Raw genomic sequence first — 20,066 nt, forward strand, 5'->3', positions numbered from 1 at the left:
ATGGAACATTATTTGTCGTTATTTGTTCGCTCAATTTTCGTTGAGAACATGGCGTTATCACTTTTCTTAGGTATGTGTACCTTCCTTGCGGTATCTAAGAAAGTTAAAACTGCTATGGGTCTTGGTGTAGCGGTAATCGTGGTACTAGGTATCTCGGTTCCGGTTAACCAAATTATTTATGTAAACATTCTTGCTCCGGGCGCATTAGCATGGGCAGGTTTCCCAGAAGCTGACTTAAGCTTCCTTAACTTCCTAACCTTTATCGGTGTTATTGCGGCATTGGTACAGATCCTAGAGATGAGCTTAGATAAGTTCTTCCCTGCGCTATACAACGCACTAGGTATCTTCCTTCCGCTGATTACCGTTAACTGTGCAATCTTCGGTGGTGTAGCGTTTGCGGTACAGCGTGAATATAACCTGACCGAAAGTGTTGTTTACGGCGTAGGAAGTGGTATTGGCTGGGCAATTGCGATTGTGTTGCTTGCGGCAGTACGTGAAAAGCTTAAGTATGCTGATATGCCTGATGGTGTTCGTGGTCTAGGTTCTGTGTTTATGATCGCGGGTCTAATGGCACTAGGCTTCCAGTCATTCACTGGTATTCAGCTGTAAGAAAGCTCGGGAGCATATAAATGAATAATGTAGAAATATATCTAGGCGTAGGCATGTTCATTGCCATCGTTCTAGCGCTGGTATTTATTATCATGTTTGCCAAGTCTAAATTGGTACCAAGCGGTGATGTTACTATCACTATCAATGGTGACCCAGACAAAGCAATCAAAACAGAGCCAGGTGGTAAGCTACTTGGTGCTCTAGCTGATGCAGGATACTTTGTATCTTCTGCATGTGGTGGCGGTGGCTCATGTGGTCAGTGTCGTGTAGACGTACACTCAGGTGGTGGTGAAATCCTTCCAACTGAACTTGATCACATCACCAAAGGTGAAGCCCGTGAAGGCTGTCGTCTTTCATGTCAGGTTGCTATTAAGCAAGACATGGAAATCGAATTGGAAGAGTCAGTATTTGGTGTTAAGAAGTGGGATTGTGAAGTTATCTCTAACGATAATAAAGCAACCTTCATCAAAGAACTTAAGCTTAAAATTCCTAACGGTGAAAGCGTACCTTTCCGTGCAGGTGGTTATATTCAGATTGAAGCGCCAGCTCACCACGTTAAGTACAAAGAGTTCGAAATTCCTGATGAATACCGCGGTGACTGGGAGCGTTTTGGCTTCTTCGACATCGAGTCTAAAGTAGACGAAGAAACAATTCGTGCGTACTCAATGGCGAACTACCCAGAAGAAGAAGGCATTATTATGTTGAACGTGCGTATCGCTACGCCGCCACCTAATAACCTAAGCCTACCTGCTGGTAAAATGTCATCGTACATCTGGAGCCTGAAAGAAGGTGACAAAGCGACTATCTCTGGCCCGTTCGGTGAATTCTTCGCGAAAGAAACTGAAAACGAAATGGTATTCGTAGGTGGTGGTGCAGGTATGGCCCCAATGCGTTCACACATCTTCGATCAGCTTCGTCGCCTTAAATCTAAGCGTAAGATGAGCTTCTGGTATGGTGCACGTTCACTTCGTGAAATGTTCTATACAGAAGACTTCGACGAGCTAGCAGCTGAAAATGATAACTTTGAGTGGCACGTAGCACTTTCTGATCCTCAGCCAGAGGACAACTGGGAAGGTTACACAGGGTTCATTCACCAAGTACTTCTTGAGAACTACTTGAAAGATCACCCAGCACCAGAAGACTGTGAGTTCTACATGTGTGGACCACCTATGATGAACGCGGCCGTAATCAACATGCTTAAAGATTTAGGTGTTGAGGACGAAAACATCATGCTAGATGACTTCGGTGGCTAAGCTACTAAGCAGACAAGCATTTCAAAAAGGGGCGTAAGCCCCTTTTTTGTTTAAGCTTAACGCAATAACGTACATAGAAGCTTTAAAGCTTTGTACATGTAAGTAAGGACAACAATGTGATTCGTTTTGGTATTCGAATTTTTCTCGCTTTTTTTGCTATTGGTATACTTGTACTAGCAAGCTGTAGCGACGAAAAAACGCCTGTAGTGCACCTTCAAGGGCAGACTATGGGTACAACCTACAATGTGAAATACCTTGTAGCTGAAACACCGGTAGAAGGCTTACAGGCTGAAATAGATGCTCGCCTTGTTGACGTTAATAAGATGATGTCGACCTACGACCCTACTTCTGAACTTTCACGCTTTAACCAATATCGTTACACCGATAATTTCTCCGTATCACCAGATACCTTAACCGTGGTAAACGAGGCATTGCGATTGGCCAACCTTAGTGGCGGCGTACTTGATGTTACTGTTGGTCCATTGGTTAACTTGTGGGGGTTTGGCCCAACGAAGCGCCCTGAAAAAGTGCCAAGCCAAGCCGATATTGACGATATTCGCGAATATGTGGGCTATAAGAAGCTATCAACCACACCTACAGGTTTAAAGAAAAGTCACCCCATGCTGTACGTCGACTTATCGACCATTGCCAAAGGTTTTGGTGTAGACGAAGTGGCTGAGATTCTTGAAAAGCACGGTATTGAAAACTACCTTGTGGAAATAGGTGGGGAAATGCGCGTAAAAGGCGAGCGCGGCGACGGAAGTGAATGGCTTATTGCTATTGAAAAGCCGGTCACTACTGAACGCGCAGTTCAAAAAGTTGTCTCAATAGGTGAAAACGCGGTTGCTACATCGGGTGACTACCGTAACTATTACGAAGAAGGTGGCGTACGTTACTCGCACCTGATAGACCCGACTACCGGCAAACCTATTACGCATAATTTGGTGTCGGTTACCGTTGTTCACCCTTCGTCTATGACGTCAGATGGCTTGGCTACGGCGTTCAATGTGATGGGATGGGAGCAAGCAATAGCGGTTGCAGAGCAAGAGCAACTTGCAGTATTCCTCATTCGTCGCACAGATGACGGATTTGAAGAGTATGCGTCGCCAGAATTTGATAAACTGGTCACAGTTCATAATTAGGGGGTAGCTATGTCTACATTCATTCTTGCTTTTGGTTTCTTTCTAACAATGGTGCTGGCTATGGCCGTTGGTTACCTATTTCAGAAAAAATCAATCTCTGGAAGCTGTGGTGGCTTAGGTGCACTAGGTATTGAAAAAGCCTGTGATTGTCCAGAACCGTGTGATCGTAAAAAGTCACGTATGGAAAAAGAAGAAGCCCGCCAGAAAAAGTTAAACGAGTGGAAGCAAAACCAAATTTTGTAATGCTTAATCTCTCGTTGGCTTAAGTTATAAAAGCGCTGTTTGATGCTAATCAACAGCGCTTTTTTGTATCTGTTAGATGGACATTTTACACCGAATCTGGACAGCTAACTTAATGTAACTTGTCGGGGATGCTTCATGGGCGAAACAGTTAAAGGGAACGTTATCTTTACAAACAAGCCATGAACAGGCGTTTATATTTTAGAACTTTGATAGCTCAACCCATATTTCGTTGCTCCACATTTGTATTTAGGTTAAATTTACGTCTCATAAAATACCAATACCAATAATAAAACATCAAGGAAGAGTTATGACACGCAGTGTACGCCTCGGGACCATCAGTATAATCGCGTTATCCCTAGCCGCATGTGGCGGCGGAGGTTCGGACTCTGATGTGTCGGATAACGGAGGTTCCACTCCGGTTTCGTCATCATCCATCATCTTAAACGCGAAAGACTACACCCCATCACGCCTTAACACTGCAGCCAAGGCAATTGCAAATGCCCAATATCAAGGCGAAACAGTTAATGCGGAAGTAGATATAGAACTGGTCCAAGAAGCCTTCAATTTATTGTTTAATGATTCAGTTATGACAGTCCCAGAACTGGCAGAACAGGACTTTTCTAATGATGTGAACGGTGGCTCGATTAAGAAAACCTATACCTGTGATCAAGGCGGTAGTGTTGCTTATGACGGCAAAGTATCCGATACCTTGACAGGTACCATCGCCATGAATTACCAAAACTGTTGGTTGTATAGCAATGGCGTTGCTATTTCTGGGTCGACGGCTATTGCCATTGAAAGCGTGTCAGATAGCGCTGTGAAATACAGTATGTATTTCGACAGTCTGACATGGACTATCGAAGGTGTACCTCACACGCTGTCTGGCGTTGTCTCAATTGATGAAGGCTTCAATGAAACTAACGGTAGCTATCACGTAGATACCAGCCAACATGTGGCGTTCACTATTGGCGCAGAGCAATATAAATTAACGGGGGATTACGACATATCTGATTCACCCAATGAAAGCCTTAACCATGCTGAATTAGACTTCTATGTTGGCTCTAAAGGTAAACTAGCTGTCGAAGCAGAGGCCCCTGAGTATTTATGGCCATACATGTACGATGGCGAAGTAGTGATAGCGGGTGATAAAACTGCAACCTTACTTTTCGAACAAAGCACTATTCGTTATTTAGAAGATACAGATAACGACGGTACCTACGACCTAGGTACATTTATAATTGGTGCCCATGATTTAATTAGTGGTAACCTTGCAGACAGATCACTTGTCGCTATTGCTGCCATGTCCATGCCACCCACTGTCTATGCACCTGATTTTTATACCTGGGACAACGTGGACACGACGACCCCCATTACTGTCAGCCCTGGCTATTATAATGATAGCGATACAGATTACGAAGATTTATCCTTTAGTTATCGCTGGTATCTCAACGGTGTTTTAGTAGAAGACGTTACTGGAGATACCTTTCCAGCCTACCGCGCTGTATTTAACGATGTAGTAGAAGTGTCTATGGTCGTCTCTGATAGCGCTAACACTGTAGAGTCAGATCGCACTTCAATTACTCTGTCGGATGCACCAGCACAAGTAGCTTTTGAGAATTTACCAGAGTCAGTGTCTCCTGGAGAATATATCGAATTCAGAGCAATTGTGTCTGACCCTGATCTTGGCGACAATCAAGGTGCTCCTACTTTAGTGTCAGCGCCTGCAGGCGCTACCATTAACGAAGATGGATTGATTTCATGGCAAGCGCCGAGTAATCAGTTGTTTAAAACCCAACTTTACGAATTTGGTTTTTCAACTGGCGAAGACGGTGCTGAAGTAGTCAAAACTGATGTCTCAGTGACTAATAATGAGGTTCAAGAGTTAGCTCGCTCGGGTATTGAAGTGCCTAAGATGAACAATTCAATGGTAGTGGGTGATTTCGACCACGACGGCGACAATGAAGTTCTCTCCACCGATTCTGCAAATCGCGTGTTTTTACTGTCTTATCAAAACGGCAGCTACAACCAAACTTGGATGTACCCCTACAAAATCGAGCACGGTGAAACAGTAAAACAAGTTCTCAGTACCGATTTTGATAACGACGATTACCCCGATATTTTAGTGATATCTGAACACGGCGTATCTATAGTTACCGATATTGACGAAGCGGCCACAACGCTTTTTACCACCGACAATTTCATACATAGTGCTGTTCTAGGAGACATAGACAATGATGGTGACGATGAATTGGCCTACCTATATTCATCACGTGATTACGGCGATGCCAATGATATTGTGGTGGTAGATCTTAATTCGCCAGAATCACCTTTATTTACGTTTACCGCTGAAAATACCTATGAAATTGCTCTGGGTAATGTAGATTCCGACGCTCAGTTAGAACTGGTTACCAACTCTGGTTTGGTTTATGACCTTGATACTGGTGAAAACCAGTGGTTTTTGAACTCAGGATTTGGTAGTCATCACATTGCCGTTGCCGATATAAATGGCGACGGTATTGATGAAATTGTAGGAGCTGACAGTTGGTCTTACATCTATGTATACTCAGCACAAGACAAGTCTCAAATTACGAGTGTTGAGAATTTTAATACTTGCGACATTAGCGCAGGAAAACTGACTGACGATAGTAATCCTGTATTGCTTGTAGGGGACTGCCAATGGGGCAACGTCCACGCCATGAAGCTGTCTAATAATACGCTCACGTCAGTATTTAGCGTTGATATGGTTGATCACGGTTCAACCTCGCTGACCCTTGGCGATGCCGACAATGATGGCCTTAACGAACTGTTATGGGGCACTGGCACCACTTCTTCTGGTGAAGATTTACTCGTAACGGCAGATGTCACAGCCACTTCTGCAACAATAAAAACGACGGCAACCACACATCAACTAGACAGCTTTAACGCGGCTGGATGGGCAGATTTGTATCCTGGTGACGAACGCGCTGTGTTCTTCGTGCCAAGCACGGGAAGCGGCTATGACGGCTCCAAGGTCTTACTAATGGAGAACTCAGGGAATTACATTACTAGTGAAGAGATTTCTTCTAACTGGGATGATTCTAGTATTGCTGTAACTACCGATTACAACAATGACGGTGCTGGTGATTTATTCCTACCTAGTGCAGAAACCTATGATGGCGCCTTCGCCGCAATGCGATTAAATGATTTCTCTATTCAATACGAGATTACAGGCGATTATTCGAACGACGTTTCAGTTATCAAGGCATTCGACTTCAATAACGATGGTTTCGATGATGCAGTGTATGTTGATGGTCGCACACTAAAAGCGGTCGACGTGAACAATCAAGTTATGTTGGCCACTTACACCATGCCTCAATATTTCCGTGATTTTGATATTGTCGCTATGAATGGCAACGTGTATGTGGCGCTTTCTCAAGGCGACGACATAACGCAATTACTCAAGCCAACAACATCAGGTTTCTCTATTCAGGCAAGCGCCGATATTTCTTGCGCGCGCCTTGCCTTTATTAATGCTGATAGTGACGCTGCCGCTGAACTGGCCTGTTATAACAATCAGAACCAATCACTGGTTATATTTGATGTAACTGATACTAGTTTGACTAAGACATCAGACGTTTCGGTGAGTAAGGTTATTGTAGACATGGTAGCTAATCCAGTAACCGCTACTGAACAGACACTTCTTGTGACAACGGCGCGTGAGGATGATTGGAGTCACTACGGTGCTTCTGAACTCAGCGAAATGACGGTTGAAGGCATCAGTATTTGGAAAAGCCCTGCGTTGATTGGTCCGGCCCGCAGCTACTCTCTACACGCGAGAAAGTCTGCTGAGGGAAGCCTAGAAGTGATGATGGCAACATCTCGAGTAATGTACTGGTTAGGTCGAGTGAATTAAGTAAAACTGCTGGGACAATTTTGATATTTGTTTTGGCGTTTACATAATTGAGCGGCGACACATCAATGTTGGTGTTCGCCGCTTTTTGTTTAGTATTTTAATTCTGGCAACGTTCTGTAAAAAAACACTCGTTTCAACTTGAGCCATTCAAGCAAAAGAGTGGGGACCAATCAATCTCGTTAATAATCAAAACGAGGTAGTGTAATTAAGCGCTATTGATAATATACTGTCTTTTTGTACAGTTGCGTGTGAGCACGTTAAGAGCAAAGGCAGGTAATGCGAAAAATTATCCACGTCGACATGGATTGTTTTTACGCCGCAGTTGAAATGCGCGACAACCCAGCTTTGCGCAATATTCCCATTGCTATTGGCGGCAGTGCCGACCGTCGCGGTGTTATCTCAACCTGTAATTATCCTGCTCGCAAATTTGGTGTGCGCTCGGCTATGGCAACAGCCTATGCCCTAAAGTTATGTCCAAATCTCACGCTAGTAAAAGGGCGTATGGAGGTGTATGCCGCTGAGTCGCAAAAAATACGTAAGATTTTTGCAGACTATACCGACCTTATTGAACCCCTATCGTTAGATGAAGCCTATCTGGATGTCACTAACAGTGAATTTTGTGGTGGGAGCGCTACGTTAATAGCTGAGGAAATACGTGCTCGTATTGAAAGCGAGTTAGGTCTTACCGCTTCAGCAGGGGTCGCGCCCTGCAAATTCGTGGCAAAAGTAGCCAGCGATGAAAACAAGCCTGACGGTATTTGCGTGATCACGCCCGACAAACTTGATGAGTTTGTACGCGAAATGCCGCTAAAGAAAATTCCAGGCGTGGGCAAAGTTACCATGCAAAAGCTTCAGCGCATGGGGCTTAATACGTGTAACGATGTTCGCCAGTATCCTTTCGAACGCATTCAAAAAGAACTGGGTAAGTTCGGTAGTGTACTGTGGGAGCGAGCTCACGGTATTGATGAGCGTGAACTATCGGTATCTCGAGAGCGCAAGTCTATAGGCGTAGAGCGTACGCTAAGCGAAGATATTCATACTATCGAGCAATGTATCGACTTTTTGCCCCATTTGTTTGAAAAGCTTCAGGAACGAATGGAAAACCATAAGAAGCGGACGGGCAAGCCTGTGCGTATTCGCACCCAAGGCGTAAAGCTTAAGTTTAACGACTTTCAGCTAACCACTGTTGAGCATCGCTGTGCCACGCTAGATGAAGCTTATTTTCATACATTAATGCAGGAAGCTTTTGAGCGAGCAACAGGGCGTGGCATCCGTCTTGTCGGCGTGCATATAGGCCTCGCCGCCGACCAATCAACACAACAGCTGCTTTTGCCTTTTGAGCCGATTTAATTAACACTAGTGCCCTATTCTCTAACGTAACACTTATCTTAAAGGTCACTATGGACTCAAGACAACTTAAAACTCCTGGTCGTTACAAGCATTATAAAGGCAATTTATACGATGTTTACGAAGTCGCCACCCACTCAGAAGACGAAAGCAAGCTAGTGGTATATCGGCCGTGTTATGGCGAAAAGGCGTTATGGGTTCGCCCTCTGGATATGTTTTTAGAGTCAGTGGAAAAAGACGGAGAGACACTCCCTCGCTTTGCTTATGTGGGAGATATCCCTAATGACGAAAAAATGATCTAATTGTGAAATTAGGTCATAGTGTAAGAGGTCTTATTTAAACAGACTTCTTACAAGGAAATAATAATGAAAACTGCCTCTCGTTTTAGCGCACCTATTATGGCAGCGTTCTTAGCTGCGAGCCCTTTAATTTATTCAGCGGTTCATCCCGCGAATGCACAAGACAGATTTGCCGATGTCGAAGTTAAAGCTACAGCGATTAAAGGCTCAGTGCACATGCTTACAGGTGCAGGTGGGAACATTGGTGTATCTGCTGGGGAAGATGGTGTTCTTATCATCGACGATCAATTTGCGCCACTGGCGGAAAAGATAGCGGCGCAGCTTGGTGAACTAGGCAGCGACAAGCCTAAATATGTAATAAACACGCATTATCACGGCGACCACACAGGCTCAAATGCATTTTTTCACAGTCACAAAGGCGCGACCATTCTGGCCCATGAAAATGTACGTGTTCGCCTAGCAAATGATGAGAAGATAAAGCCGGAAGCCCTGCCAACCATTACCTATGAAGATGGAATAAAAATTCACTTTAATGGCGAAACCCTACATGTAATGCATTTAGCGGTAGGGCACACCGACGGCGATAGCGTAGTGTGGTTCGAGCAACCCAACGTCATGCACACGGGCGACTTGTTCTTTAATGGTCGTTTTCCCTACATTGACCAAGGTGCAGGTGGCAATGTAGAAGGCTATATGGAATCGGTAGAGCAGTTGCTAGCTAAAATAGATGACGAGACGGTTATCATTCCAGGCCACGGCGGCATTAGTAACAAGCAAGAATACTCCGCGTTTTTAGCTATGATCAGCGAAACTTTTAACTATGTTAAGTCGCTTAAGCAAGACGGCAAAACCCTTGATGAAGTAAAAGCGATGGGCCTAGATGAAAAGTGGGCCGACTGGAGCTGGAATTTTATTACTGAAGAAAAGTGGATAGCTACACTCTACAAAGACGCCTAGCAAAAAATAACAGTGGGGTCAGAGTCAGGACTCTGACCCCCAATAAAATATGGCGCATTGTTAAACGCGGCTTTATCAGTGACTACTCACTAAATGTTTGAATATATAGCTGCTCTACTTTATCTCGTGCCCACTGAGTCTTTCTAAGAAACTTAAGTGACGACTTAATTGAAGGGTCGTTGTTAAAGCAGTTCACTCTTATGCGGTAATACAACCCGTCCCAGCCGTAGCGCTCATGAAGCTGTGACACAATTTTTTCAAGCGTTAAGCCGTGTAGGGGATTGTTGGGTTGTTGGTCCATAATGTGCCACTAATTTGCATTTACTTTATGTTTTAGTTTACCACAAACAATGGGGTCAGAGTCATTACTCTGACCCCATTCCTCTTTAAGGCTTTAGCCCATCTAAAATAATATGCTGAATGTTACTAAGCGTACTATCGAAGAAGACGGGATCGCTTAAATCTTTACCTGTGACCGCTTTAATCTGAACGCTGAAATCTGCGTAGTGCTGCGTAATAGCCCAAATGCTAAAAATTAAGTGTATGGGATCGACAGGTTTTAATTTGCCGGCTTCAATCCACGCATTAATCACGGCGCTTTTTGCATCCAGCAAGGCTTTCAGTGGCGTTTCTAATTCCTTTATTAAAAGCGGTGCACCTTGTACCACTTCCATACAAAAAAGCTTTGATTCGGCTGGGTTGTCTCTCGACATTTCAAGTTTTACTTTTATGTATTCACTTAATGTGGCTATGGGTTCTTGTTCTGCAGAAAAGCTTTGCAGTGGCGTCAGCCACACATCTAATAGGTGAGTGATAACCGATAGGTAAAGGCCGTCTTTACTTTTAAAGTAATACAGTAAGTTACTCTTTGAGACATTCGCTAATTCCGATACCTGCTCTACCGTAGTACCGCTTACGCCGTTCTTTGCAAATAGTGATAGCGCTGCATCCATAATACGGGTGCGCTTTTCTAAAAGTGCTTTTTCTCGCCGCTTTTGGGTTGTAGGGCTAAAAGCTCTTGCTGTTTTTGTACTTAGTTGGTCTTCAGATTTACTCACTACTCAATTCTTCTTAACCGGATTTCTGCAATCTGGCGCATAGTTTACGCGCAGTTTTCTAACCAATAAACCCATTTGCACAAATATGCACCAATTAAGTTCAGTTGCACTGGACTGGATGTTCCAAATTGAACCAATGGGTCTAATTTCAAATTGCGTATCCTGTAAGCTTTTGAAAATTAACAAATAAATAAATTGGCCTGCTTTATGCTGTTCACTATGTATACCGCCACTTCAATGTCTTGAATTCGGCAACCTTAAAAAAAGCGGGGTAAACCGCTTAAAACGCAGACAAGCAGAGGGAACAACATGGATATAGGTGTATTTATTCCGATTGGTAACAACGGCTGGTTAATTTCTAAAAATTCGCCTCAGTTCAAACCATCGTTCGATCTCAACAAAGAGATTGTAATGAAGGCAGAAAAGTACGATATGGACTTCGCGCTCTCTATGATCAAGTTGCGCGGCTTTGGTGGTGAAACAGAATTTTGGGATTACAACTTAGAGTCGTTTACGTTGATGGCTGGTCTTGCCGCTGTTACCTCAAAAATACAGCTGTATGCCACAGCCGCAACGTTAGTCTTGCCACCAGCGATCATGGCGCGTATGGCAAGTACTATCGATTCTATTTCCAACGGTCGTTTTGGGGTCAACTTGGTTACTGGCTGGCAACGCCCTGAATATTCGCAAATGGGCATGTGGCCGGGCGATGAATTTTTCGGTAACCGCTACGAATATTTAGATGAGTACATCAAAGTAGTAAAAGAGCTGTGGGAAACAGGGAAAAGTGATTTTAAAGGCGAGCATTTCCAAATGGATGACTGCCGTATGCTACCTAAACCACAGCGTAAAATACCGCTTATTTGTGCTGGGCAAAGTGCCGCGGGCATGGATTTCTCGGCCCGTCACGCCGACTATAACTTCTGTTTTGGTAAAGGTGTGAATACACCTACCGCATTTGCTCCAACCGCTGCGCGCTTGACCGAAGCGGCTGAAAAGCACGGTCGCAGCGTAGGCTCTGCGGTACTTATCATGGTCATTGCTGATGAAACCGACGAAGCAGCTATGGCTAAATGGGAAAGTTATAAAGACGGTAAAGATCAGTCAGCGTTAGATTGGATGGCAACGCAGGGCGCGGCTGACAAAAAGTCAGGTAAAGACACCAACATTCGCGATATGACCAATCCAACCTCAGCAGTAAACCTAAATATGGGTACGCTAGTAGGCTCTTACGAGTCAGTCGCTTCTATGCTAGATGAAATCGCGACGGTTCCAGGCTGTGAAGGGGTATTGCTGACCTTTGATGACTTCCTTAAAGGTATGGATGATTTCGGCACTAAAATTCAGCCGTTAATGAAATCACGTCAGCATCTACTTGAAACATCGGGAGCAGCCTAATGTCTGCCGGTGAAGTATTTGAAGTGTCAGGGTGCTTTCAAGCGCGTCAATCAGGACAGCCAGTGCTGCCTGCCAAACCTGAGCCCTTAACCTTAAACCCTGCTGAAACCGCCGTGATAGTTGTGGATTTGCAAAACGCGTATGCCAGTAAAAACGGTTACTTAGACAAAGCGGGTTTTGACGTATCTACCACCGCGCCTGTTATTGAGAATACCGTTAAGGTACTGGAAACTGCACGCGCTGCAGGCATGCCGGTGGTGTTTTTACAAAATGGATGGGATGCCGACTACAAAGAGGCGGGAGGACCTGGATCACCAAACTGGTATAAGTCTAACGCCCTTAAAACCATGCGCAAACAGCCCGAGTTGAAGGGGAGTTTGCTTGCCAAAGGCACTTGGGACTACGCGCTTGTAGACGCACTAAAGCCTCAAGCCGGCGATATCGTTATCCCTAAAACCCGCTATAGCGGTTTTTATAACACCAATTTAGACAGCATGCTGCGGGCCCGCGGCATACGCAACATAGTGTTTACCGGCATTGCCACCAATGTGTGTGTGGAATCCACGCTGCGCGACGGCTTCCATCTGGAATATTTTGGGGTGGTGCTCGCTGACGCCGCTTATCAAGCTGGTCCGCCAGAGATTCATGAAGCGTCTCTTTTTAATATCCAGACGTTTTTTGGTTGGGTGTCTACCACGGCGCAATTTTGTGAAGTGTTTAAGTCTTCTTAGTTTTAAAGGTCCGGACCTGAGTTCGCAGTGCGTAGAGCGAAAACTCACATAGCTTAAACCCTTAGCGGCGCTTCAAAGATGGGAAAGAACACTTAAAAAAGCGATAACAGAAAAATAAAGGGCAAGCAGTAACGCCTTAATAAAACGAGTTAGCTAAAGCAGTACAAAGAGCACTGTGTAAATAGCGCAAAGAATGAGGAATGTAATTATGCCAAAGAAAGCCATTATTCCAGCGGGTACGTCAACGCCAATCGCCCCTTTTGTTCCAGGCTCTATGGCGGACAATATTTTGTACGTGTCCGGTACCCTACCGTTTGACGAAAACAATAACGTAGTGCATGTAGGTGATGCCGAAGCGCAGACTCGCCATGTTTTAGAGACCATTAAAAGCGTTATTGAAGAAGCGGGTGGCACTATGGATGACGTCACCTTCAACTCAATTTTTATTACCGATTGGGACGATTACGCCGCGGTAAACAAAGTTTACGCCGAATACTTCCCAGGTGAAAAGCCCGCACGTTATTGCATTAAGGTTGGGCTGGTTAAGCCTGAAGCCTTAATTGAAATAGCCTCTACAGCGCACATTGGGTAAGCGGTTATGTTTGGACTTCCCATTAATTGTGCCCATTGGTTTTATGTAGGTGAGCTTTATGCCTTCTAACGTGCAGACAAGCGAAGTTGATACGCACAAGGGAATGCATCACGACATGCACTACGAAATTCACGGATTAACATCGCCAGACGCGCCAACTGTTGTTTTCAGTTCAGGGCTAGGCGGGGCAGCTAAGTTTTGGCACCCCCAACTGGCTGACTTTACCCAAGACTACAGAGTGATCACTTACGACCAGCTTGGAACTAACAAAAGTGTAGGTAACTTGATAGCGAACTACAGTATTTCTGATATGGCAAATGAACTCGCTGCACTGCTGAAAAAACTGGAAGTAGAGCAGTGCCATTTTGTTGGCCATGCACTAGGTGGGCTGGTGGGCTTAGAACTCGGGTTAACTCAGCCCAGCCTTCTGCAAAGCCTAGTGCTAATAAATGCATGGAGTAGCCCCAATCCGCACACCCTGCGTTGCTTTGATATACGCAAAGCCTTACTGGCTGCGGATAGAAAAGACATGTACCTACAACTCCAAGCGCTGCTGCTGTTTCCGCCTGATTGGATAGCCGCTAATGCACAGCACTTAGACGATGAAGAGGCACATTTAATCAATCATTTTCCCGATGTAGATAACTTACTAGCTCGTATCGGTGCTCTTAGCGCGTTTGATATCGATGACAAGCTAGCGTCTATCTCTACATCAACGTTAGCGCTGGCAAATAAAGACGACACCCTGGTTCCGTGGCAGCGCTCAAAAATATTAGCTGATGCCATGCCTAACGCAGAGCTATCGGTAATGGAATATGGCGGTCATGCATCGAGTATTACGGTGCCTGAGACATTTAATAAATTGGTGTTGGGATACTTACAGCGCATAGCTTAATTGTTCACAAGTAAGCACCTCAGAACAATGCGCTCAAGACAATACCTAGGCGGCTAAGACGCTGCCTAGCAATTTGAAAACTGGAAAGACATAGAAATGACGGTATCAGATAAAACTGAATATGAAACAAAAGGCCCCATTAGCGAAAGTGGCCTAGCCCAGCTATTTAGTGGTGCGCACACGCACACTACATGGCTCGATAAAACGATAGATGAAGCGGTGCTAAAGCAGCTTTATGACTTGGTGAAAGTAGGCTCGACATCAGCAAATTGCAGCCCGGCGAGATTTGTTTTTATAACCTCAGATGAGGGGCGAGAAAAACTTAAGCCTTGTCTTTCAAGCGGTAACGTAGAGCAAACCATGACTGCACCTTGTACGGTTATCGTGGCTTACGATAAAGAATTCTATGAAGAATTACCTACGCTATTTCCTTATGCGGATGCTAAGAGCTGGTTCACCTCAAGCCCCGAAGCTGCATTTGAAACCGCTATGCGAAACAGTTCAATGCAAGGGGCTTATTTAATTAGTGCCGCGCGCGCATTAGGTCTTGATGCCGGTGCTATGTCTGGCTTTAACCCCAAATTACTCAACGAGACATTCTTTTCTGATAGCACGTGGAAGGTGAACTTCTTACTTAACATTGGCTATGGCGATGGAAAGAAAGTGCACAAACGTTTGCCTCGCTTAAGCTTCGAGCAAGCTTGTCAAATATTGTAACGCCAACACAAAGGATATTTGTATGACTATTACAGCAATAAAAAACGCAGTAACAGAAGTGCTTCCCCCGGTTACGCCTGAGCAATACCGACAGGGCATGTCTAGCTTAGCGGCAGCGGTGAATGTCGTTACAACAACTGGCCCAGAAGGGCGCGCTGGCTTTACAGCGACGGCAGTGTGTAGCGTAAGCGACAGCCCAGCCACCTTGCTGGTGTGTTTAAACCGCAGCGCTTCTGTGCATCAGGTATTTAAGAACAGCACGCATTTAGTTATCAACACGCTAACCTCGCAGCACCAGTCAATTTCAAACACTTTTGGTGGTAAAGCGCCTATGAGTGAACGCTTTGAAATTGGTGAGTGGGGCGAATCAGCCACTGGCTGCCCTCAACTACTTGATGCCGCAGTCAGTTTTGATTGCATTATCACAGATGTAAAAAGTGTTGCTACACACGATGTGCTTTTTTGCCAAGTAGTAGACATTAAACAAGACCAAGAAGCCGACGCACTTTTATATTACCAGCGCGGATATCACAGCGCGTGTAAAGACGCATAACTGAAGGACTAGATACCCAATGAAAGTAGTAGGCCATTTTATAAACGGTGAAACCTGTACGCCCAAAGGGCGGATGCAAGATGTTTATAACCCGGCAACGGGGGAAGCAGAGAAGCTGGTTTTGCTGGCATCGAAAGCTACGGTAAACGAAGCCATTGTTAACGCACAACAAGCTTTTCCACAATGGCGAAATACGCCGGTAAGTAAGCGTGCTCGCGTTATGTTTAAGTTCAAAAGCTTACTTGAAGAGCATGCGGATGAAATTATTGCGTTAATTGGCGCCGAGCACGGAAAAATAAGCCACGACGCGGCGGGCGAACTACAGCGAGGTATCGAGAACGTAGAATTTGCCTGTGGCGCGCCGCAGTTGCTTAAAGGTGAACACAGTAAAAATGTGGGGCCAAGTATAGATTCATGGAGCGAGTTTCAGCCCCTTGGTGTGGTGGCAGGAATCACGCCATTTAACTTTCCGGCTATGGTGCCGCTTTGGATGTTTCCGCTCGCCATTGTATGCGGAAATACATTTGTACTTAAGCCTTCAGAACGAGACCCAAGCTGCGCCATTTTCTTAGCAAAGTTACTGAAAGAAGCAGGGTTACCCGACGGTGTCTTCAATGTGATCAATGGTGATAGAGAAGCAGTTGATCAAATACTTGATGACGAGCGCATTAAAGCGGTGAGTTTTGTAGGTTCAACGCCCATTGCCGAATATATCTATTCAAAGGCCAATACAAACGGCAAGCGATGCCAAGCCTTAGGCGGGGCGAAAAATCACGCCATTGTTATGCCTGATGCGGACGTTGATAACGCGGTTAATCAGCTTTTAGGCGCAGCCTTTGGCTCATCGGGGGAGCGCTGTATGGCGTTGTCTGTGGTGGTTGCCGTGGGCGACAAGATAGCTGATGAGATTGTAGATAAAATGCAATCGGCGATGAAAGACTTAAAAGTAGGGGCATTTAACGATGCATCTAATGATTTTGGCCCCCTGATCACGCAGCAGCATAAAGAGAAAGTAGAAGGCTTCATAACAAGTGCAGCTGAGCAAGGCGCTAACGTAGTTGTAGACGGGCGAGGCCCCACAGTCGAGGGCTACGAAACTGGCTTTTTCCTAGGTGCCACACTTATTGATAAAGTTACGCCGGAAATGACCAGTTACAAGGCCGAAATTTTTGGCCCGGTATTACAGGTAATGCGCGTTGAAACTATGGAGCAAGCCATGCAGCTTATTGACGAGCATGAGTACGGCAACGGCACCTGCATTTTCACCCGCGACGGCGAAGCGGCGCGTTACTTCTCCGACAATATTCAGGTGGGCATGGTGGGCATTAACGTTCCCTTGCCTGTACCTGTTTCTTATCACAGCTTTGGTGGTTGGAAGCGCTCACTGTTTGGCGACCTTCACGCATACGGTCCGGACGGCGTGCGTTTTTATACTAAGCGCAAAACCATCACACAACGTTGGCCCTCAAGTGGTGTTAGAGAAGGAGTCAGCTTTTCATTTCCTAGTTAACTAACCGCTGTGATAAACAATTACACGCTGCCAGTTTATTGATGCCTTTAGCTAAAACGGCAAATGTTCACTGGCGGTAGGTACAAAAAGCTACGCCATTAATTATAACAATTTAAACCCGCAAACCTTTGGCAGTTCCTCTCCAGTCCTGCCTTAGGTTTGCACCCCCAGTGGCAATCGATAAGCAGTTCACGTCGACAGTTACTCTTATAAAAATATCGGGACAACACCGCCGCAAGGCTTGTTAAAAAGAACTATAAACGAGAGTAAAACATGCATACGTTAAACACACACAAGCGTCTGCTGGCGTTAACCGTTGGGATGGCGTTAAGTGCGCCAGCGGCCTTTGCTGCAGAGAATGTTTGGGAAAGTATTGAAGTTACCGCGCAAAAGCGTAACGAGAATATAAGCGATGTGGGTATCGCTATCACCGCCTTTTCAGGCGAGCAACTTGAAGCACTAGGTCTTGAAAGCAGTACCGAGCTTATCGCGTTTACACCAGGTGTGTCGTTAGCCGGTGATATTGGTGGGCAGCGCGCTATTTTCAATATTCGAGGCGTGGTGCAAAACGACTACGCTGATTTGGCAGAAGCGCCGGTGGCGGTTTACGTAGACGGTGGCTACTTAGCCAGTACCCAAGCGCAAACCTTTGGATTATTTGATGTAGCCCGTATAGAAATTTTAAAAGGTCCACAGGGAACCTTATTTGGCAGAAACGCTACAGGCGGACTGGTAAATACCATTACCGCAAAACCCACCGCCGACACAGAGGGCTATGCAGAGTTTACCGCAGCCAGTTTCGAACAATATCGTTTTGAAGGGGCCATATCAGGGGAAATAGCAGACGGCGTTTATGGTCGCTTTTCTGGGTTTACCAACCAGCAAGGTGAAATACTCGAAAATATTTACGAAGACGGCGCAGCACCCGATACGCGCTTGGGGTCAGTAGGTGGTGGGGAAGACGGCTATAACGACGATACTAAAGCGTTTCGTGCTCAGTTGTTGTTCGATATTGGGGACGAAGGCTCACTATTGGTAAGCGGTAATTGGTCTGATACCACCAAAAGTGAAGGCCCGTATCAGGTGGTGAATACCACAGAGGTTAAGGATGCCGAGGGTAATGTTATAGATGTAATTTACGCTGCCGACGACCCGCTTGGCTGTGACACTATTCAGGCTGGCGTGTGCGTAGATGGTAATTTTAATGGCGACCCTTTCCGCCCTGTTCAAGGCGGGGATTTTAATGGTAACTTCGACCCTGATGGGTCGGGTAATAAAGTAAATAAAGACTTTGCTTTTGATGATCAAAACAAAATCAAGTCAAAAGGCTTAGCGGCAACGTTAGACTATGCCTTCGAAAGCTTCGATTTCTTTGCCATGTCAGATTATAAAGAGTTCAAGCGTACTGTTGGTCTTGATTCTGACCAAACGGCATCCCCTGAACTTATCTTCCAGTCTAACAGCACCATTGAGCAGTTTAGCCAAGAGTTTCGTTTTTCAGGCGAAACTGCAGACTTAAAGTGGGTTGGGGGGCTTTATTACCTTTCTATCGACACCGATTACAGTCAAGGTTTGGCAGGGCCGTCTACAGCCTTTTATTTGGGCGGTGAAGAAAACAATACCATGGTGGCCCTTGAAACCGAGTCTTACTCTGTATTCGGGCAAGTAGACTACAGCTTAACCGATGACTTAGTGCTAGTAGGCGGGCTTCGATACACCCGAGAGAATAAAGACTTCATCGGTAATGTGTATCAAAACGAGAATACCGATGACCGAGTAATTGAGATTGACACCAGTACGTCTTCGTTAGAAATGCTAGTGCAAAGTAACGATCAAAATTTATGGTCTGCTAAGCTTCAGTTGGAATACAGTGTCGGCAATAGTTTGTACTACGCTGGGATTAACCAAGGCGTAAAAGCGGGAAGTTTTAATGCTCCGCTGTCTGGCGGCTTTAGTTTATATGAGCCTGAAGAGTTGACCTCTTACGAGGCAGGCTTAAAACACAGCTTCATGCAGGGAAGTGGCGTGTTTAATGCCAATGTCTTCTACTATGACTACAACGATTACCAGTCGTTTTCATGGGTAAACAATGCAGGTGTAGTGACGAATGAAGAAGCCTCGTTTAGTGGTGTGGAATTAGAAGTGTTCTTAACGCCCACTGATAGCTTAGATGTAATGGTGAACTTCTCGTATACCGACGCTGTGGTTGAGGACTTAGAAGTGGCTTCAGGTTACTTTGCAGATACCACGCCGCCCTTTACTCCTGAATATCAAGCGTCAGCCATGCTCAGGTACAACTGGGATGCGTTCGAAGGAAATATGGCTGCACAGCTATCAGCAAACTATCAATCTGAAACTTTCCACAATGCGCGTAATTTTACCGCTCATGAAATTGATAGTTATGCTACGGCCGATGCACGCTTAACTTGGGTAGATGGGCAAGACAAATGGAGCCTAGCCGCTTACGTAGATAATCTGTTTGATTCTGACCACGAACTAATAGGTTTTGACGTGTCAGGTTTTTACGGCACCAGCCAAATTTCCTATGCCAAGCCTAGGACTTATGGCGTGACAATAAGACGAAGTTTTTAGTTCGGTAAGTTAGGCGTGGCAGGCGCTTGACTTAAACCCTAAATTTTACTCGAAAACGGCCTTACTCAAAAAGGCCCTTACTCGAAAGCGCAAAATATATAGCTAACCTAGATACTGAAATTTAAAAATTGGTATCTAGGTGTCGCGTTATCGGTAAGTGCAAAGCGGCAGCATTTTTGCTTCCGCTATTATAAACGATTTAGTGTTAAATAGTGGGTTTTCGCTAATTGAAAACAATGCTGCATTTTTTCAAAAAATGGCACCAGAAGAACCTGCAA

At 45.2% G+C, this 20,066-nt stretch carries 18 protein-coding genes; 16 read left to right on the plus strand and 2 right to left on the minus strand.

Annotation, left to right across the window (positions count from 1 at the left end):
- The 8 genes from nqrE to D1814_RS10590 all read left to right on the plus strand — a co-directional run bounded on the left by nqrE (position 1) and on the right by D1814_RS10590 (position 9,742).
- On the plus strand, positions 1-609 hold the full coding sequence (gene nqrE / locus D1814_RS10555) for an NADH:ubiquinone reductase (Na(+)-transporting) subunit E (protein ID WP_015068138.1): 609 nt from the start codon (positions 1-3) through the stop codon (positions 607-609).
- Between the two features lie 20 nt (positions 610-629).
- A complete protein-coding gene (gene nqrF, locus D1814_RS10560) occupies positions 630-1,862 on the plus strand; it encodes an NADH:ubiquinone reductase (Na(+)-transporting) subunit F (protein ID WP_118492039.1) in 1,233 nt (410 codons plus the stop codon).
- A gap of 116 nt (positions 1,863-1,978) precedes the next feature.
- The gene (locus D1814_RS10565; protein WP_118492048.1) at positions 1,979-3,004 is read left to right on the plus strand and encodes an FAD:protein FMN transferase; all 1,026 of its coding nucleotides are present in this window, start codon (positions 1,979-1,981) and stop codon (positions 3,002-3,004) included.
- 9 nt (positions 3,005-3,013) lie between these two features.
- Positions 3,014-3,247: a (Na+)-NQR maturation NqrM gene (gene nqrM / locus D1814_RS10570; RefSeq protein WP_014950791.1), complete on the plus strand. Its 234-nt coding sequence runs from the start codon at positions 3,014-3,016 to the stop codon at positions 3,245-3,247.
- Between the two features lie 307 nt (positions 3,248-3,554).
- Positions 3,555-7,139 (plus strand): FG-GAP repeat domain-containing protein, encoded by a 3,585-nt coding sequence (locus D1814_RS10575; protein WP_118492050.1) that lies wholly within the window; start codon positions 3,555-3,557, stop codon positions 7,137-7,139.
- 276 nt (positions 7,140-7,415) lie between these two features.
- Complete coding sequence (gene dinB, locus D1814_RS10580; RefSeq protein ID WP_118492052.1) at positions 7,416-8,489, plus strand: DNA polymerase IV; 1,074 nt, start codon at positions 7,416-7,418, stop codon at positions 8,487-8,489.
- Between the two features lie 50 nt (positions 8,490-8,539).
- Positions 8,540-8,788, plus strand: a complete 249-nt coding sequence (locus D1814_RS10585) for a DUF1653 domain-containing protein (protein ID WP_118492054.1) — start codon at positions 8,540-8,542, stop codon at positions 8,786-8,788.
- A gap of 63 nt (positions 8,789-8,851) precedes the next feature.
- Positions 8,852-9,742, plus strand: a complete 891-nt coding sequence (locus tag D1814_RS10590; RefSeq protein WP_118492056.1) for an MBL fold metallo-hydrolase — start codon at positions 8,852-8,854, stop codon at positions 9,740-9,742.
- A gap of 82 nt (positions 9,743-9,824) precedes the next feature.
- On the opposite strand, the gene D1814_RS10595 is transcribed toward D1814_RS10590, so the two are convergent.
- Together D1814_RS10595 and rutR are read right to left on the minus strand one after the other, a co-directional pair.
- Positions 9,825-10,043: a VF530 family DNA-binding protein gene (locus D1814_RS10595; protein ID WP_118492058.1), complete on the minus strand. Its 219-nt coding sequence runs from the start codon at positions 10,041-10,043 to the stop codon at positions 9,825-9,827.
- 85 nt (positions 10,044-10,128) lie between these two features.
- Positions 10,129-10,800, minus strand: a complete 672-nt coding sequence (rutR, locus tag D1814_RS10600) for an HTH-type transcriptional regulator RutR (protein WP_118492060.1) — start codon at positions 10,798-10,800, stop codon at positions 10,129-10,131.
- Positions 10,801-11,109: 309 nt separating this feature from the next.
- Here rutR and rutA point away from each other — a divergent pair, with 309 nt between their 5' ends.
- The 8 genes from rutA to D1814_RS10640 all read left to right on the plus strand — a co-directional run bounded on the left by rutA (position 11,110) and on the right by D1814_RS10640 (position 19,788).
- On the plus strand, positions 11,110-12,198 hold the full coding sequence (gene rutA, locus D1814_RS10605; protein ID WP_118492062.1) for a pyrimidine utilization protein A: 1,089 nt from the start codon (positions 11,110-11,112) through the stop codon (positions 12,196-12,198).
- Complete coding sequence (gene rutB / locus D1814_RS10610) at positions 12,198-12,929, plus strand: pyrimidine utilization protein B (RefSeq protein ID WP_025253976.1); 732 nt, start codon at positions 12,198-12,200, stop codon at positions 12,927-12,929. Before rutA ends, rutB begins: the two co-directional genes overlap by 1 nt.
- Positions 12,930-13,137: 208 nt before the next feature.
- Positions 13,138-13,521, plus strand: a complete 384-nt coding sequence (rutC, locus tag D1814_RS10615) for a pyrimidine utilization protein C (RefSeq protein ID WP_118492064.1) — start codon at positions 13,138-13,140, stop codon at positions 13,519-13,521.
- 58 nt (positions 13,522-13,579) lie between these two features.
- A complete protein-coding gene (gene rutD / locus D1814_RS10620; protein WP_205422061.1) occupies positions 13,580-14,416 on the plus strand; it encodes a pyrimidine utilization protein D in 837 nt (278 codons plus the stop codon).
- A 96-nt stretch (positions 14,417-14,512) separates the two neighbouring features.
- Complete coding sequence (locus tag D1814_RS10625; protein WP_118492066.1) at positions 14,513-15,133, plus strand: malonic semialdehyde reductase; 621 nt, start codon at positions 14,513-14,515, stop codon at positions 15,131-15,133.
- A gap of 22 nt (positions 15,134-15,155) precedes the next feature.
- Positions 15,156-15,686: a flavin reductase gene (locus D1814_RS10630; protein ID WP_025253980.1), complete on the plus strand. Its 531-nt coding sequence runs from the start codon at positions 15,156-15,158 to the stop codon at positions 15,684-15,686.
- Between the two features lie 19 nt (positions 15,687-15,705).
- On the plus strand, positions 15,706-17,196 hold the full coding sequence (locus tag D1814_RS10635; protein WP_118492069.1) for a CoA-acylating methylmalonate-semialdehyde dehydrogenase: 1,491 nt from the start codon (positions 15,706-15,708) through the stop codon (positions 17,194-17,196).
- A 273-nt stretch (positions 17,197-17,469) separates the two neighbouring features.
- Positions 17,470-19,788 carry a TonB-dependent receptor gene (locus D1814_RS10640; protein WP_025253982.1) on the plus strand — a complete coding sequence of 773 codons (2,319 nt, stop codon included), beginning with the start codon at positions 17,470-17,472 and terminating at the stop codon, positions 19,786-19,788.
- Positions 19,789-20,066 lie beyond the last annotated feature (278 nt).

Source organism: Alteromonas sp. BL110 (assembly GCF_003443615.1).
Classification (GTDB): domain Bacteria; phylum Pseudomonadota; class Gammaproteobacteria; order Enterobacterales; family Alteromonadaceae; genus Alteromonas.

What these genes read in the sequence shown, in the direction of transcription:
- nqrE (WP_015068138.1), top strand. Translation starts at nt 1, where the DNA reads ATGGAACATTATTTGTCGTTATTTGTTCGCTCAATTTTCGTTGAGAAC.
- nqrF (WP_118492039.1), top strand. Translation starts at nt 630, where the DNA reads ATGAATAATGTAGAAATATATCTAGGCGTAGGCATGTTCATTGCCATC.
- nqrM (WP_014950791.1), top strand. Translation starts at nt 3,014, where the DNA reads ATGTCTACATTCATTCTTGCTTTTGGTTTCTTTCTAACAATGGTGCTG.
- D1814_RS10575 (WP_118492050.1), top strand. Translation starts at nt 3,555, where the DNA reads ATGACACGCAGTGTACGCCTCGGGACCATCAGTATAATCGCGTTATCC.
- dinB (WP_118492052.1), top strand. Translation starts at nt 7,416, where the DNA reads ATGCGAAAAATTATCCACGTCGACATGGATTGTTTTTACGCCGCAGTT.
- D1814_RS10585 (WP_118492054.1), top strand. Translation starts at nt 8,540, where the DNA reads ATGGACTCAAGACAACTTAAAACTCCTGGTCGTTACAAGCATTATAAA.
- D1814_RS10590 (WP_118492056.1), top strand. Translation starts at nt 8,852, where the DNA reads ATGAAAACTGCCTCTCGTTTTAGCGCACCTATTATGGCAGCGTTCTTA.
- D1814_RS10595 (WP_118492058.1), bottom strand. Translation starts at nt 10,043, where the DNA reads ATGGACCAACAACCCAACAATCCCCTACACGGCTTAACGCTTGAAAAA.
- rutA (WP_118492062.1), top strand. Translation starts at nt 11,110, where the DNA reads ATGGATATAGGTGTATTTATTCCGATTGGTAACAACGGCTGGTTAATT.
- rutB (WP_025253976.1), top strand. Translation starts at nt 12,198, where the DNA reads ATGTCTGCCGGTGAAGTATTTGAAGTGTCAGGGTGCTTTCAAGCGCGT.
- rutC (WP_118492064.1), top strand. Translation starts at nt 13,138, where the DNA reads ATGCCAAAGAAAGCCATTATTCCAGCGGGTACGTCAACGCCAATCGCC.
- rutD (WP_205422061.1), top strand. Translation starts at nt 13,580, where the DNA reads ATGCCTTCTAACGTGCAGACAAGCGAAGTTGATACGCACAAGGGAATG.
- D1814_RS10625 (WP_118492066.1), top strand. Translation starts at nt 14,513, where the DNA reads ATGACGGTATCAGATAAAACTGAATATGAAACAAAAGGCCCCATTAGC.
- D1814_RS10630 (WP_025253980.1), top strand. Translation starts at nt 15,156, where the DNA reads ATGACTATTACAGCAATAAAAAACGCAGTAACAGAAGTGCTTCCCCCG.
- D1814_RS10635 (WP_118492069.1), top strand. Translation starts at nt 15,706, where the DNA reads ATGAAAGTAGTAGGCCATTTTATAAACGGTGAAACCTGTACGCCCAAA.
- D1814_RS10640 (WP_025253982.1), top strand. Translation starts at nt 17,470, where the DNA reads ATGCATACGTTAAACACACACAAGCGTCTGCTGGCGTTAACCGTTGGG.